Here is a 12,774-nt window from a genome sequence, read left to right on the forward strand (position 1 = left end):
AGATGAGGCCAAAAACAGATGAGGCCAAAAACGCAACAAGAAACGGAAAATGATTGCTTGGTGAATGCCCGTGGAATTGACAATCCATCAGCCGTCCGAAATTTTCCTGAACGATGCGGCCGTCAAGGTCAAGGCCGAGAGCCCGGCAGGGTGTTTCACCCTTTTGCCCCGTCATATCGACATGGCGACAGCGCTGGTTCCCGGGATACTCTCTTATGAAACGCCTGAAGGCCGGGAGGTGTTTGTGGCTTTGATCGGCGGCATTCTGGTCAAACAGGGGAACAGTGTCACCGTTGCTACGCAAATGGCGGTTGAGGGGCCGCTGGGGGACCTGAAAAATGCCGTTGACGTCATGATCCGCGAGGAAGACGACAGAGATCGCAAGACACGTGCGGCCGTGGCCAGGCTGGAAGCGGATTTTGTTCGACGCTTCATGGAGTTCCGCAAAAATGCCTGAAAAATTGACCCGATCATCAAAGGCTTTCATCCACGATGTGGATCGACGGGAAAAACGGAAAATTCATGCACGCCGCAAAAAATCAGACGAAGTCTGGTTTGGCCTGGGGGTGTTCGGATTGGTGGGCTGGTCCGTGGCCGTTCCGGCGGTATTGGGTATTTTTGTCGGCATCTGGATCGACCTGAAATGGCCCGGCCCCCCCTCGTGGACCCTGATGCTGATGCTGATCGGTGTGATCATCGGGTGCATCAACGCGTGGTGCTGGATTTCCCGTCAACGAAACATCATCACTCGGGAGATGAATAATGACGAGGAGTGATCTGCTGCGCTGGGGATTGGCTGCGATGTGGGGCCTGGGGATCGGGGGCTTTTATTTTTACGGCCTCTGGTGGACCCTTGCCGGACTGTCTAAAAGTACGAAACCCGGACGTTGGCTGGCCGTCAGTTACATGGTCCGGGTGAGCGTGGCAATGCTGGGGTTCTGGCTCGTCGTTCGAAACGATCTGATATGCTTTTTCATTACCCTGGCGACATTTTTTCTGATGCGTTTCATCTTGACCCGAACGCTCGGGCCCCCGGAGGGCAATCCCGAAAAATTCATCGGGAGCGGGCAGACCTGAGGAGGGCGATATGGAAATCACCCCGGACACGATCGTCTATTGGTCTTGTGGTCCCTTTACCCTGAACGCGACCCTTCTGTTTACCTGGCTGGTAATGACGGTTATGAGCTTCGGTTCCTGGCTGGTGACGCGACGTCTCACCTCGAGTGTTCGCATTTCACCATGGCAGAACCTGCTGGAATCCATTGTCGCGGGTATGAAACGGCAACTGGACGCGGTGTCGAAAACCAGAACCAGGGAATTGTTTCCGTTTGTGGGGACGCTGTTTTTGTTTATCGCGATCTCCAATCTCCTGTCGGTGGTCCCCGGGTTCAGATCGCCGACGGGATCCCTGTCCACAGCGGCCGCCCTGGCGGTCTGCGTGTTTTTGGCAGTTCCCGTTTTCGGTATTTCAAAGGTGGGATTCGTCTCCTATCTTTTGAATTATCTGCGGCCTACGCCCTTGATGCTGCCGTTTAACGTCATGGGGGAGTTGAGCCGGACTCTGGCCCTGGCCGTCCGCCTCTTTGGAAACATGATGAGCGGCTCCATGATCGGCGCTATTCTATTGATGATCGCCCCCTTGGTGTTTCCGGTGCTCATGCAGGTGCTGGGGCTTTTGACGGGAATGGTTCAAGCCTATATTTTTGCCGTTCTGGCTGCGATTTACATCAGTGCCGGCATGACGGTGGGAGAGCGGAAGAAAACCACTTGAAAGGAGAGACGGTTATGGACAACCTGGGATGGGTTGCGATCATATCGATTTTAACGGCGGGGATGTGTATGGCTGTCGGCAGCATCGGCCCGGCCATCGGTGAAGCCCGTGCGCTGGTTCAAGCCCTGAATTCCATTGCCCAACAACCTGACGAGACCGGCACGATCACCCGAACGCTGTTCGTGGGCATGGCCATGGTGGAATCGACGGCGATTTACTGTTTTGTGGTCGCCATGATCCTGATTTTCGCCAATCCGTTCTGGACGTACTTCATTTCCGGGATAAAGGGATAGCCTTGCTGTTCGACGGTTTTACGATACTGGCTCAGATCCTGAATTTCGTCATCCTGGTGTTGTTGCTGAAACGGTTTCTTTACGCACCCATCCTTCAGGCCATGGCGGAACGAAAAGCGCGGATCGCGGCCGCCATGGACCAGGCAAAGGCCGCCGAGAAGGAAGCACGGAAACGATCAAAGGAACTCGTCAGGGAAAGACAAGCCCTCGCCGACGCGAAAACACGCTTGCTGGCCGAGGCCAGGGAAGACGCCCGCCGATGGCGGCAAAACGCCATAGAGGATATGAAGCACGAGGTGGATGAGCTCCGCCGGTCATGGGAGGATCGGCTCCGTCAGGACCGTGAGATTTTCCTGAACCATCTCAAGGTTCAGGTTGCCGGCCAGGTCATGCGGATCAGCGGGAAGGTGTTGAGCGACCTTGCGGATGAGCGCCTTGAAAACCGCCTGGTTGAAGTCCTGGCGGATCGACTTTCCCGGGAAAAGGCCGGGCTTTCGATCCATGACGTTTCCGGGGAGGTGAGGGTCCAGTGCGGGATTACGATGACGCCCTCCCAGAGGAAAGCCCTTTGCGGAAAAATCAAGGACCTCTTTCCGGCCGTACAAAGCGTTTCCATCGAAAAAAAATCGGACCTCGGTTTTGGCCTGAGGCTGACGGCGGGAGACAAGAAGATGGAGTGGAACCTGACCCACTACCTGGAGGAACTTGAACAGGTTGTTTTAACGGCGCTGTCGCCGGGAGACCGGGAGAATGAATGACGGAGAATGATCTGAACACTCTCCTGACGGCAATTGACGGAGCGGTTGAACAGGCGCTTGAGGAAATGACGCCGAGCACCGTCCCCGAAGAGATCGGGCGCGTCAGGATGCTGGGGCCGGGAATTGCCTGGGCCGAAGGACTCCCGGGTGTCAAGGCCGAGGAGCTGCTCTATCTGGGCTCCCAGGTGGCCGGCATGGCCCTGGATCTCCTGCCCGACCGGGTGGGGATCATTCTTTTGGGAGCTTCCCGGGCATTGCGGGCCGGCGAAGAAGTCACGCGCACCGGCGGCGTGCTGGACATCCCTGTGGGATCCGATTTTGTCGGCAGGGTGATCGATCCCCTGGGAAACCCGCTGGACGGCAAAGGCCCCGTGAATAGCATCTCTCGTGCCCCCGTATTCAGGGAGGCGCCCAGAATCCTGGACCGGGCTGCCGTTGAACGACCGCTTCAGACCGGTCTGAAGGTGGTGGATGCGCTGATTCCCGTCGGTCGTGGACAGCGGGAGTTGATCCTGGGGGACCGCCAGACGGGAAAGACGGCCCTTGCGGTGGATACCATTCTCCATCAGAAGGGCAAAGGCCTGACGTGCATATACTGCGCCGTCGGCCAGAGAAGCTCGGGAGTCGCCAAAGTGGTGGATGAACTGGAGCGGCACGGCGCCATGGGTTACAGCATCGTCATGGTGGCCGAAGGGGACGATCCGCCGGGCCTTCAGTACATCGCACCCTATGCCGCCACGACCCTGGCGGAGTATTTCATGCACGAAGGGCGCGACGTCCTTGTCGTCTATGATGATCTGACGCGGCATGCACTGGCATACCGGCAGCTGTCCCTCCTCCTCCGGCGTCCGCCCGGTCGCGAGGCCTTTCCGGGGGATATTTTTTACGTTCATTCGAGACTCCTGGAAAGAGCCACGCACCTGAAACCGGAACTGGGCGGCGGATCCCTGACCGCCCTTCCCATTATCGAGACAGAGGCTGAGAACATCTCCGCCTATATTCCGACAAACCTGATATCGATCACCGACGGTCAGATCTACCTCTCCCCGGGGCTTTTTCACCGCGGTTTTCTTCCCGCGGTGGATGTGGGAAAATCCGTCTCACGGGTCGGCGGAAAGGCCCAAATCGCCGCATATCGGAAAGTTGCCGGGGATTTGCGGCTTTCTTATACCCAGTTTCATGAACTGGAATCTTTTGCTCGTTTCGGGACCCGGCTTGACGAACAGACCCAAAAGACGCTGGATCACGGCAGACGGGTTCGGGAAATCCTCAAGCAGGACCGATTCAAGCCAATGACCGAAAGCGAGCAGATCGCCGTCCTTCTGGCCGTGACCCGGGGGCTCATGGATGATCTGCCCATAGACGCCATGGCGAAAATGGAGCGGGCCATCGTGGAACAGATCCGAAACGATCCCGGCGCCGTTGAAGCGGTCTTGACCGCCGGGGGCGGAGGTGACGGTGTCTGGGAGGATCTCGTTTCGTGGTTGAAGACGGCAATTGCGGCGACAGGAGGCGATGATGCAGACATTGGAGGCCCTGGGAAGGAAAATCCGGACCGCCCACGACCTGCTGGGGGTGGTCAAGACCATGAAGAGCCTGGCCGCCGTAAGCATCCGGCAGTATGAACGAGCGGTCGAATCCCTGGAAGCGTATCGTCGCGTCATTGACGCCGGCTGGCGGGTCCTGTTGCGCCATGGCGTAGCAGATGTTCGTGAAAGTCCCTTGAAGGGAGCCGTGTGCATGATCATTGCTTCGGATCAGGGGATGTGCGGACAGTTCAACGAGGCAATCCTGAAGCACGCCCTGGCACAGGCTCCCGGGCTTGCGGGAGAGGGATCGGAACTCGCCTTCTGGACCTTTGGAGAGAAACTTCGAGGCGCCCTGGCCGATGCCGGGTATCGGGATCAAGGCCATTTTGCCGCTCCCGGCAGCCTTTCCACCATCCACGAGAAGGTTCGGGCGGTGATCCAACGGATTGAGCAGTGGCGATCGGAAAAGGGAACCGAACACTTTTATATCTGTCATAACGTGGTCATCGAAAGAGGCGGCTATCGACAGGTCTGTGTCCGGCTCCTGCCCTTGGACAGGACGTGGGCGCTTGCCCACGCCAGGGAAAAATGGCCCGGCCGGTGTATCCCCATGCTTGGCCTGCCGGGGAATCTCATGTTCAAACATCTTTTGCGACAATACCTGTTCGCTGCGTTATTCCGCGCCTTTGCCCAATCCCTGGCCGGTGAAAACGCGGCGCGACTGATGGCCATGCAGGCGGCCGAAAAAAACATTCTGGAGCTTCTCGACAATCTTCAGGCCGGTTTCCGGGAATTGCGACAGAATTCCATTACCGACGAACTCCTGGATATCATCTCGGGGTTCGAGGCCTTGAACGACGAAAACCCCGCCCTGTAACGAAAAACGATTCCTTTTGATCGCTCTTTTTGCTGCCCGGGTATCCGCGCACTGCGGCGGTGCTCAAGGCGGCCGTGCGATGCATTACCGGTGTTCGCGGGTTTTTGTAAAAACGACCTCCGGCCACTGTTCCGCCACGAATTCGATCCGCCATTCCCCATCGGCCAGAAAGGTCAGGTTCCCTTCCGCATCCAGCGCCAGGTGCGCCTGGTTGGCCCGTTCGAAGGCCGAGAGTCGCTTCGGGTCGTCGCACTTCACCCAGCGGGAGGCGACATAGTCCACGTGTTCATAAACGGCATCCACGCCATACTCGGCCTTGAGCCGCGCCATGGTGACGTCGAACTGCAAAATGCCCACCGCCCCCAGGATGAGGTCGCTTCCCATGAGCGGGCGAAACAACTGAACCGCGCCTTCCTCCACCAACTGCGTCAACCCCTTCCTGAGTTGCTTGGATTTCAGGGGGGATTTCAGCTGTACGCGGCGAAAATGCTCCGGGGCGAAATTCGGGATGCCGGTGAAGCTGAGCGGCTCTTTTTCCGAAAAGGTGTCGCCGATTTTGATCGTCCCGTGGTTGTGAATGCCGATGATGTCGCCGGGCCAGGCCTCCTCTACGGCAGTGCGATCCTGCGCCATGAACATGATCGGATTGGCGATGAGGATATCCTTGTCGATGCGGTGGTGACGCACCCGCATCCCCTTCTGAAATCGGCCCGAACAGACGCGCAGGAAGGCGAGCCGATCGCGGTGGGCCGGATCCATGTTGGCTTGAATCTTGAAGACAAAACCGGAAAACGGCTCTTCCCCGGGAAAGACCGTTCGGGTTGTCGCCTGTCTGGGAAGCGGTCCGGGTGCGATCTCCACAAAGGTGTCCAGGAGCTCGCGCACACCAAAATTGTTGACGGCGCTGCCGAAGAAGACCGGAGTCTGGCTTCCTTTGAGGAAATCCTGAAGGTCAAACGGGTTGGCCGCCCCCTCCAGCAGGGCCACGTCCTCCCGCAGTTCATCGGCCTGGCGGCCCAGGATCTCGTCCAGTATCGGATCGCCGAGGTCCCGGATGGTGACACTGTCGTCGGGGAGGCGCTCCCGGCCGGGCGTGAAAAGGGTCAATTCCCTGCGGTGGATGTTGTATGTACCTTTGAATCTTTTGCCCATGCCGATGGGCCAGGACAGGGGCGCGCATTCAATCTGCAAGGTTTCTTCGATATCGCCCAGGATGTCCAGGGGCGGCATGCCTTCACGATCGAGCTTGTTGACAAAGGTCAGGATGGGGGTGTTGCGCATTCGGCAAACCGCCATCAGTTTTCGGGTCTGGGTTTCGACCCCCTTGACGCTGTCGATGACCATGACGGCGCTGTCCACGGCGGTGAGCACCCGGTATGTGTCTTCTGAGAAATCCTGATGCCCCGGGGTGTCCAGAAGATTAATTTCGAAATTGCGGTAATCGAACTTCATGACCGAGCTGGTCACCGAAATGCCGCGCTCCCGTTCGATAGCCATCCAGTCGCTGGTGGCGTGGCGGCTGGCCTTTCGGGCCTTCACCGATCCGGCCATTTGGATAGCCCCGCCGAAGAGCAGCATTTTCTCTGTGAGGGTCGTCTTGCCGGCGTCCGGGTGACTGATGATCCCGAAGGTGCGCCGGCGGTCGATTTCCTGGTTTTGTGATTTGGAGGACGGGTGATTCATGGTGTTGATTTTTTTCCTGCTTGTTAAAACGGGCGTTCGCGGCGGCCGTCAATATTGATCGAAGCGGCGCGGTATGCCGCGCAACCGTTGGGTTGACGAAAACGAGTTGAAACTGTCGGGACTTCAGGCGGGAACGTGAAACCGGATCTCCGCCGGTTTTTCCCGCATGATATTGATGATTTTCAGGGTGGTGTCGTGCTGGATACCGCGCTGTCGGGGATGGACTTTTTCATGAGGTGAATCATGCCGATCGGTTATGGAATAATAAGGTGATATGTTGAAAAAAGATTCATGTATTGTGTTTCATAAAGGGTATGGCGACATATGTCAAGTCAAGCCATTCCATCCCGCCGTCGGTTCATGCCGCATATCTTTCAGGACCGCTGCTTTCGGTTATATCGGCGCAGTTGAATGGAATCCATTGTTTTTTTATCCTCCCATGGTTATAACCACCGTGATTCAACCCGGTGTTCAGGGTTTGTTGCCATTATTGTGATACGAAGTTGAGGCCATTATCGGTATTGCCGAAGGGAGGATTACCCGGCGTTTTACCTTCTGCCGTGCCGGAGATCCTGAAACAACCGTCTATCCTCGCGTTGTTTGTCGAGGGGATTGAAGAAAGGAGAAACCCCACCATGAACCCTTTTAAAATGATGGCCTTTCTGCTGGGCGTTTTTTTGATGCCGGTCGTAACGGCCGCGGAAAACTGCCTCGACATGGACGCTTGTATGACCGAGGCCGTGCGTTCTGCGGCGGAGGATACCACTATCGGCGAATTGAGACGGCGGTGCGAGGCCTGCATCGAAAGCCAACGGGCCGAAAGCCCGCCTCTGGATGCTGAGCGTTTGTCCGATGAAAAGCCGTCTCCTATTGACACACGGATGAAAGAAGAGGCGGAAACCCGACAGATCGGGTTTGCCCTGACGACGCATCGCCCCAATTATGTTCTGCCCTTCGTTTACAACCATTCCCCCAACACCAGTGTCTACCCGGGGGACCTGTCCGAGGGAGACGTTGACAACACCGAAGTGAAGTTCCAGGTCAGTCTCAAATATCAGTTGATCGACAATATCTATAAAGACAACTGGCATGTCTATGTCGCCTATACCAACCTTTCCTATTGGCAGGCCTACAACAGTGACTATTCAAGCCCGTTTCGGGATACCAACCATGAACCCGAAGCGTGGCTGCAATATGATACCGACTGGGAACTCTTCTGGGGGATCAAGAGCCGGATGATTCAGGGGGGCTTCTCGCACCAGTCCAACGGACGTACCGAGCCTTTCTCCCGCAGCTGGAATCGGATTTTTCTCAACCTGGTATTTGAAAAGGAAAATCTCGCCGTTTCCATCAAGCCCTGGTACCGCATCCCGGAAGACGATGAAGACGACGACAATCCGGACATCGACCGGTATATGGGATATGGTGAACTGAATGCGGCTTATAAATGGGGGGACAACACCTTTTCCCTGGTGTTCCGGAACAACCTGAGAAGCTCCGGCAACAAAGGGGCCGTCGAGCTGGGATGGAGTTTCCCCCTCTACAAGAAGCTTAAAGGATATGTCCAATACTTCAACGGGTACGGCCAGAGCATCCTGGACTACAACGATTCGGCCAACACCATCGGCGTCGGCCTGGCGCTTTCGGATATCCTTTGAACTCAACTTTCGACTTTCATAGGCACCTCTATCCGTTATCCTGTCACCATCATGAAAGTCGAAAGTTAAACTTTTAATACGTTTTGCAGGGCTCACCCTCAGGCGGCCAACCTGGCCGCGATGGCGGCGACGTGTCGGCCCTGAAACCGGGCGGCGTCCAACTCGTTCCGGCTGGGCATCCGCTCACCCGAAACCCCGGCGATGGTTGATGCCCCGTAGGGGGATCCTCCGGTGATCTCGTCGATGCGCATCTGACCCTGAAAGGTGTAAGGCAAGCCCACGATTACGAAGCCGTGGTGGAGGAGCGTGATGTGGAACGAAAGAAGGGTCGATTCCTGTCCCCCGTGCTGGGTATTGCTGCTGGTGAAGACGCTGCCCACCTTGCCCACGAGGGCGCCATTGGCCCACAGCTGTCCCGTCGCGTCGAGGAACTGGCGCATCTGCCCGCACATGTTGCCGAACCGAGTGGGTGTCCCGAAAATGACGGCGTCCGCCTCGGCCAGTTCCGCCACGGTGCAGACCGGAATGTGGGCCATGGCCTTCTGAGCCTCCAGAGCCCCCATTTTTTCGAGGACGTCCCGGGGAAGCGTTTCGGGCACCCGCCGCAGCACCGCTTCCGCGTTGTCGATCTCCCCGACCCCCATTGCCACGGCCTCAGCCATTTTGTGAATATGTCCGTAGGCGGAATAATAAGCGATAAGCACTTTCATGATGCAACCCTCCTTTGTAGGGAGATTGTCGTGATTTGGAAAGTGAAAAGAAGCCGTCCGTTCTGTTGAAGCCCTTCCATGCCGGTGATTCAAGCGGCGACGCGAAACCATACTCTCAGATCAAAACGCTCCATCCCGAACGCTTCCAAGGCAACGCGGACGACATGATCCTTCTCGAGGCCCGGCGGAAAAGGAACCTGAACCGATATGTTTCTCACGATCACACCGCTGCCCCGGCAGTGGCGGCACCTGTGGAAAAATCCGCTGCCGGCACCGCGACAGGAGGGGCAGACATCGGGTGCGGGAACCATGATGGCCACGCTGCCGCCCGACATCGCCTGCTCCCGGGTGAGGGGCACCTCGACGCTCACATCCTCGACACCGCCGAACTCGGTGTGGCTTCGATGGCGCCGGCTCGTCCTGAAGTGTTGGCGAGGATTTTCAAAGATCACCCCAATGGGCGCGATGCCCGGGGAAGCCGTCTGGCGCCGTCTTGGGATAAGTGGTTCCGGGCCCGGGTAAGATGCCGGTTGCGATTCGCGTCGATGCGGTTGCGATTTCAGGTTTTTCTCGTATGCTTTTCGCCTCTGGGCGTCTCCCAGAACGGTGTAAGCCTCCTGAATCTGCCGAAACGCCTCGCTGTCGCCTTCAAAGTGGTCTGGGTGATACGTTTTGGCCAACCGGCGGTAAGCGGATCGGATCTCTTCAAAAGAGGCATCGGTCGTGACGCCGAGAACAGCAAAATAACTCCTGGCCATAACCTCACTCCCTCAAATATCCTTAGCCGCAGCCCCGGGAAAAGGGGTCTTGGGTCGGAGACATACGCGCAGCCGATCTCCCTCGACACCGGCCTGTGAAAGTCGAAAGTTGAGTTATCTTTTTTCTAAAAAATAATGAATTCGGAATGTGTGTCAAGAGATGAGGCGAGATAATCCGAGGCGGTTCGAATGTGAATCGACAGGCGGTACACGGCGTCGATAAAGCGGCTGTCTCCGCTCTTTCAGATCATATCAGGATCACAAAGTGGTTGCCGGAAAACGGTTTATCCAGTATGAATCTTTTTTTGAAAGGACAGGGTGGATTCCCGTGAGATTCATGGAAGAATATCGCGATCCGGAGATCGCCCGACAGCTCATTTCCCGGATTGGCGCCCAGAGCCGAAAACCCGTCCGATTGATGGAGGTTTGCGGTACCCATACCATGAGCCTTTTCAAGAGCGGCATCCGAACGGTGCTGCCGGAAACCGTCTCGTTGATTTCCGGACCGGGGTGTCCGGTTTGTGTGACGGATCCCGGCGACATCGACGCATTTGTCGACATCGCGCGAACCGAGGGGGTGACCACGGTCACCTTCGGCGATCTGATCCGGGTGCCCGGAACCACGACCTCTCTGGAGCGGGAGCGCGCCGCGGGCGCCGACATCCGCGTCGTTTACTCCGCCGCCGACGCCCTGGTGCTCGCCCGGAACCACCCCGAACGTCGCATCGTATTTCTTGGCGTCGGATTTGAAACCACGGCCCCTACCATTGCGGCTTCCATCGCCTCGGCCAAAGCGGAAGGGCTCTCCAACTATTCCGTCTTTTCGGTTCACAAGCGGATCGTACCGGCCCTTTTCGCTCTCATGGAGATGGATATTCCCATCGACGGATTTCTCCTGCCGGGGCATGTCTCTATTGTAATCGGCGTCGAGGCCTATCGTGCTTTCTTTGAACGGTACCGCGTCCCCTGCGTCATCGCCGGATTCGAGCCCGGCGACCTTCTGGACGGTATCCGCCGTCTGGTTCGGCAGATCGAGACGAAACGGCCCGCGCTGGAAAACGCCTATCCCCGGGCGGTGAATGCCGAAGGAAACCTCAAGGCCCTGGCACTGATGACGTCGGTTTTCACCCGGGTCGATGCCCGCTGGCGGGGGATGGGGCGGATTCCAGAGAGCGGATTGGCCGTGGGGGAGGCGTTTCGCGCCTTCGATGCCCATCGGATCTTCGGCGTTGTTCCCAGGGATGCCGTCGAGCCTCAGGGCTGCGAATGCGGCTATGTGATCACCGGCCGGAAAACGCCTCCGGAGTGCCGTCTGTTCGGCAAGACCTGCTCCCCGGTTCACCCGGTCGGTCCGTGCATGATCTCGAGCGAGGGAACCTGCGCGGCGTACTACCGTTACCATACGAAAGCGGCTGCCGAGAAAAATTCCTTATGAAAGACGATACGATTACCCTGGACCACGGGAGCGGTGGAAAGCTGTCCCATCGACTCATCCTGGACACCGTCCTGCCCGTGTTCGACGATCCCGCACTCCGATGCCTTGACGACGGGGCCGTTCTGGAGACCGAAGGGGGCCGAATCGCATTTTCGACCGATACTTACGTGGTTGATCCCCTATTTTTCCCCGGCGGCAACATCGGAGACCTCGCCGTCAACGGCACCGTCAACGATCTGGCCATGTGCGGTGCGGTGCCCCTGTACCTCAGCGTCGGCATGATCATCGAGGAAGGGTTTCTCCGCCGCGATCTCGATGGGATTCTCGAGACCATGCAACGGGCGGCTCGAGCGGCCAGCGTTCGAATCGTCACAGGGGACACCAAGGTGGTCCCCAGGGGTGCGGTCGACAAAATCTTCATCAACACGGCGGGTATCGGTGTTGTTCCAGAGGGGGTCTGTGTTTCGGGCCGCAACGCCCGGATTGGAGATCGGGTCCTGGTGAGCGGCACCCTCGCCGATCACGGCATGACCATCCTGACCCGGCGGGAGGGACTTCGGTTCGAATCATCGCTCCAAAGCGATACCGCTCCCTTGAACCATATGGTGGCGGATATGCTCGACGATTGCGGAGGAGATATCCACGCGCTTCGGGATCCCACACGGGGGGGTGTGGGAACGTCTCTCAACGAAATTGCCGAATCGTCCGGTGTGACCATCCGGATTCATGAGGATCGCATCCCCGTCAAGAGAGCCGTGGCAGGTCTCTGCGAACTTCTGGGGATCGACCCGCTTTACGTCGCCAATGAAGGAAAACTCGTCGCAGTGGTTGCCCCTGAGGCGGCCTTTCGCGTTCTTGACAGGATGCATGCCCACCCCATGGGAAGAGACGCCCGCATTATCGGAGAGGTGACGGCGGCCGATATTGTGCCGGTGATCATGACCACCCGGATCGGTGGGACACGAATCGTGGATATGCCCACCGGCGAGCAGCTCCCTCGGATCTGCTGAATTGCCGAAACCGTATCGGATCCATACTGGAATACCCTATAGTGGCGAAGGATACTTATAATGCGGATATTTGTCTTTTTTCAAAACACATGAAACGGTCTCAACCTTCGACCTCAACTTTCGACTTTCATAGGCCGGTGCCGGGAGGATACGGCCCGCGCCCCACGCGGTTTCGTTCAAGTGCCGCTGATATGATTGACAGTTGTCAAGAAAAAAAAGTTCACCGACCTTCCTTTTTCCGCGGGAAAAGGATTATTACAAGCGTCTCTCCAGGCCATTGGTAGAGGCGGGA

At 57.5% G+C, this 12,774-nt stretch carries 14 protein-coding genes; 11 read left to right on the forward strand and 3 right to left on the reverse strand.

All coding sequences use genetic code 11. From position 1 onward, the window contains the following. Positions 1-64 precede the first annotated feature (64 nt). From AB7S84_RS12485 to AB7S84_RS12520, 8 genes are read left to right on the forward strand one after another with little or no spacing between them, the layout of a single operon-like run. Positions 65-457, forward strand: a complete 393-nt coding sequence (locus tag AB7S84_RS12485) for an ATP synthase epsilon chain (RefSeq protein WP_020876460.1) — start codon at positions 65-67, stop codon at positions 455-457. Beyond that, on the forward strand, positions 450-776 hold the full coding sequence (locus AB7S84_RS12490) for an AtpZ/AtpI family protein (protein ID WP_020876461.1): 327 nt from the start codon (positions 450-452) through the stop codon (positions 774-776). Before AB7S84_RS12485 ends, AB7S84_RS12490 begins: the two co-directional genes overlap by 8 nt. Next, complete coding sequence (locus AB7S84_RS12495) at positions 763-1,077, forward strand: ATP synthase subunit I (RefSeq protein ID WP_428154782.1); 315 nt, start codon at positions 763-765, stop codon at positions 1,075-1,077. Before AB7S84_RS12490 ends, AB7S84_RS12495 begins: the two co-directional genes overlap by 14 nt. A gap of 10 nt (positions 1,078-1,087) precedes the next feature. Further along, a complete protein-coding gene (locus tag AB7S84_RS12500; RefSeq protein WP_020876463.1) occupies positions 1,088-1,771 on the forward strand; it encodes a F0F1 ATP synthase subunit A in 684 nt (227 codons plus the stop codon). 14 nt (positions 1,772-1,785) lie between these two features. Then, the gene (locus AB7S84_RS12505; protein ID WP_020876464.1) at positions 1,786-2,064 is read left to right on the forward strand and encodes a F0F1 ATP synthase subunit C; all 279 of its coding nucleotides are present in this window, start codon (positions 1,786-1,788) and stop codon (positions 2,062-2,064) included. Positions 2,065-2,066: 2 nt separating this feature from the next. Continuing rightward, a complete protein-coding gene (locus AB7S84_RS12510) occupies positions 2,067-2,822 on the forward strand; it encodes an ATP synthase subunit B (protein WP_020876465.1) in 756 nt (251 codons plus the stop codon). After that, positions 2,819-4,447: an alternate F1F0 ATPase, F1 subunit alpha gene (locus AB7S84_RS12515; protein WP_020876466.1), complete on the forward strand. Its 1,629-nt coding sequence runs from the start codon at positions 2,819-2,821 to the stop codon at positions 4,445-4,447. The genes AB7S84_RS12510 and AB7S84_RS12515 overlap by 4 nt, the downstream gene beginning before the upstream one ends. Then, positions 4,338-5,228: a F0F1 ATP synthase subunit gamma gene (locus AB7S84_RS12520; RefSeq protein WP_211276019.1), complete on the forward strand. Its 891-nt coding sequence runs from the start codon at positions 4,338-4,340 to the stop codon at positions 5,226-5,228. Before AB7S84_RS12515 ends, AB7S84_RS12520 begins: the two co-directional genes overlap by 110 nt. A gap of 84 nt (positions 5,229-5,312) precedes the next feature. Here AB7S84_RS12520 and AB7S84_RS12525 read toward each other — a convergent pair whose 3' ends face one another. Beyond that, the gene (locus AB7S84_RS12525) at positions 5,313-6,911 is read right to left on the reverse strand and encodes a peptide chain release factor 3 (RefSeq protein ID WP_428154787.1); all 1,599 of its coding nucleotides are present in this window, start codon (positions 6,909-6,911) and stop codon (positions 5,313-5,315) included. A 635-nt stretch (positions 6,912-7,546) separates the two neighbouring features. Between AB7S84_RS12525 and AB7S84_RS12530 the strand changes: the two genes are divergently transcribed. Continuing rightward, the gene (locus AB7S84_RS12530) at positions 7,547-8,569 is read left to right on the forward strand and encodes a phospholipase A (protein ID WP_428154789.1); all 1,023 of its coding nucleotides are present in this window, start codon (positions 7,547-7,549) and stop codon (positions 8,567-8,569) included. 98 nt (positions 8,570-8,667) lie between these two features. On the opposite strand, the gene wrbA is transcribed toward AB7S84_RS12530, so the two are convergent. Both wrbA and AB7S84_RS12540 read right to left on the reverse strand, forming a co-directional pair. Beyond that, positions 8,668-9,279, reverse strand: coding sequence for an NAD(P)H:quinone oxidoreductase (gene wrbA, locus AB7S84_RS12535; RefSeq protein WP_020876470.1), 612 nt, complete (start codon positions 9,277-9,279; stop codon positions 8,668-8,670). An 89-nt stretch (positions 9,280-9,368) separates the two neighbouring features. After that, positions 9,369-10,037 carry a DnaJ domain-containing protein gene (locus AB7S84_RS12540; RefSeq protein WP_428154792.1) on the reverse strand — a complete coding sequence of 223 codons (669 nt, stop codon included), beginning with the start codon at positions 10,035-10,037 and terminating at the stop codon, positions 9,369-9,371. Positions 10,038-10,374: 337 nt separating this feature from the next. Here AB7S84_RS12540 and hypD point away from each other — a divergent pair, with 337 nt between their 5' ends. Further along, positions 10,375-11,472: a hydrogenase formation protein HypD gene (gene hypD, locus AB7S84_RS12545; RefSeq protein WP_040414841.1), complete on the forward strand. Its 1,098-nt coding sequence runs from the start codon at positions 10,375-10,377 to the stop codon at positions 11,470-11,472. Further along, the gene (gene hypE / locus AB7S84_RS12550) at positions 11,469-12,482 is read left to right on the forward strand and encodes a hydrogenase expression/formation protein HypE (protein WP_020876473.1); all 1,014 of its coding nucleotides are present in this window, start codon (positions 11,469-11,471) and stop codon (positions 12,480-12,482) included. The genes hypD and hypE overlap by 4 nt, the downstream gene beginning before the upstream one ends. The last annotated feature ends 292 nt before the right edge of the window (positions 12,483-12,774 follow it).

The sequence above is a fragment of the Desulfococcus sp. genome (assembly GCF_050178255.1).
GTDB classification, from domain to species: domain Bacteria; phylum Desulfobacterota; class Desulfobacteria; order Desulfobacterales; family Desulfococcaceae; genus Desulfococcus; species Desulfococcus multivorans.

Coding starts and splice junctions, on each gene's coding strand:
- AB7S84_RS12515 (WP_020876466.1), top strand. CDS start 2,819: ATGACGGAGAATGATCTGAACACTCTCCTGACGGCAATTGACGGAGCG.
- AB7S84_RS12505 (WP_020876464.1), top strand. CDS start 1,786: ATGGACAACCTGGGATGGGTTGCGATCATATCGATTTTAACGGCGGGG.
- AB7S84_RS12485 (WP_020876460.1), top strand. CDS start 65: ATGCCCGTGGAATTGACAATCCATCAGCCGTCCGAAATTTTCCTGAAC.
- AB7S84_RS12520 (WP_211276019.1), top strand. CDS start 4,338: ATGATGCAGACATTGGAGGCCCTGGGAAGGAAAATCCGGACCGCCCAC.
- wrbA (WP_020876470.1), bottom strand. CDS start 9,279: ATGAAAGTGCTTATCGCTTATTATTCCGCCTACGGACATATTCACAAA.
- AB7S84_RS12530 (WP_428154789.1), top strand. CDS start 7,547: ATGAACCCTTTTAAAATGATGGCCTTTCTGCTGGGCGTTTTTTTGATG.
- AB7S84_RS12540 (WP_428154792.1), bottom strand. CDS start 10,037: ATGGCCAGGAGTTATTTTGCTGTTCTCGGCGTCACGACCGATGCCTCT.
- AB7S84_RS12525 (WP_428154787.1), bottom strand. CDS start 6,911: ATGAATCACCCGTCCTCCAAATCACAAAACCAGGAAATCGACCGCCGG.
- hypE (WP_020876473.1), top strand. CDS start 11,469: ATGAAAGACGATACGATTACCCTGGACCACGGGAGCGGTGGAAAGCTG.
- AB7S84_RS12490 (WP_020876461.1), top strand. CDS start 450: ATGCCTGAAAAATTGACCCGATCATCAAAGGCTTTCATCCACGATGTG.
- AB7S84_RS12495 (WP_428154782.1), top strand. CDS start 763: ATGACGAGGAGTGATCTGCTGCGCTGGGGATTGGCTGCGATGTGGGGC.
- hypD (WP_040414841.1), top strand. CDS start 10,375: ATGGAAGAATATCGCGATCCGGAGATCGCCCGACAGCTCATTTCCCGG.
- AB7S84_RS12500 (WP_020876463.1), top strand. CDS start 1,088: ATGGAAATCACCCCGGACACGATCGTCTATTGGTCTTGTGGTCCCTTT.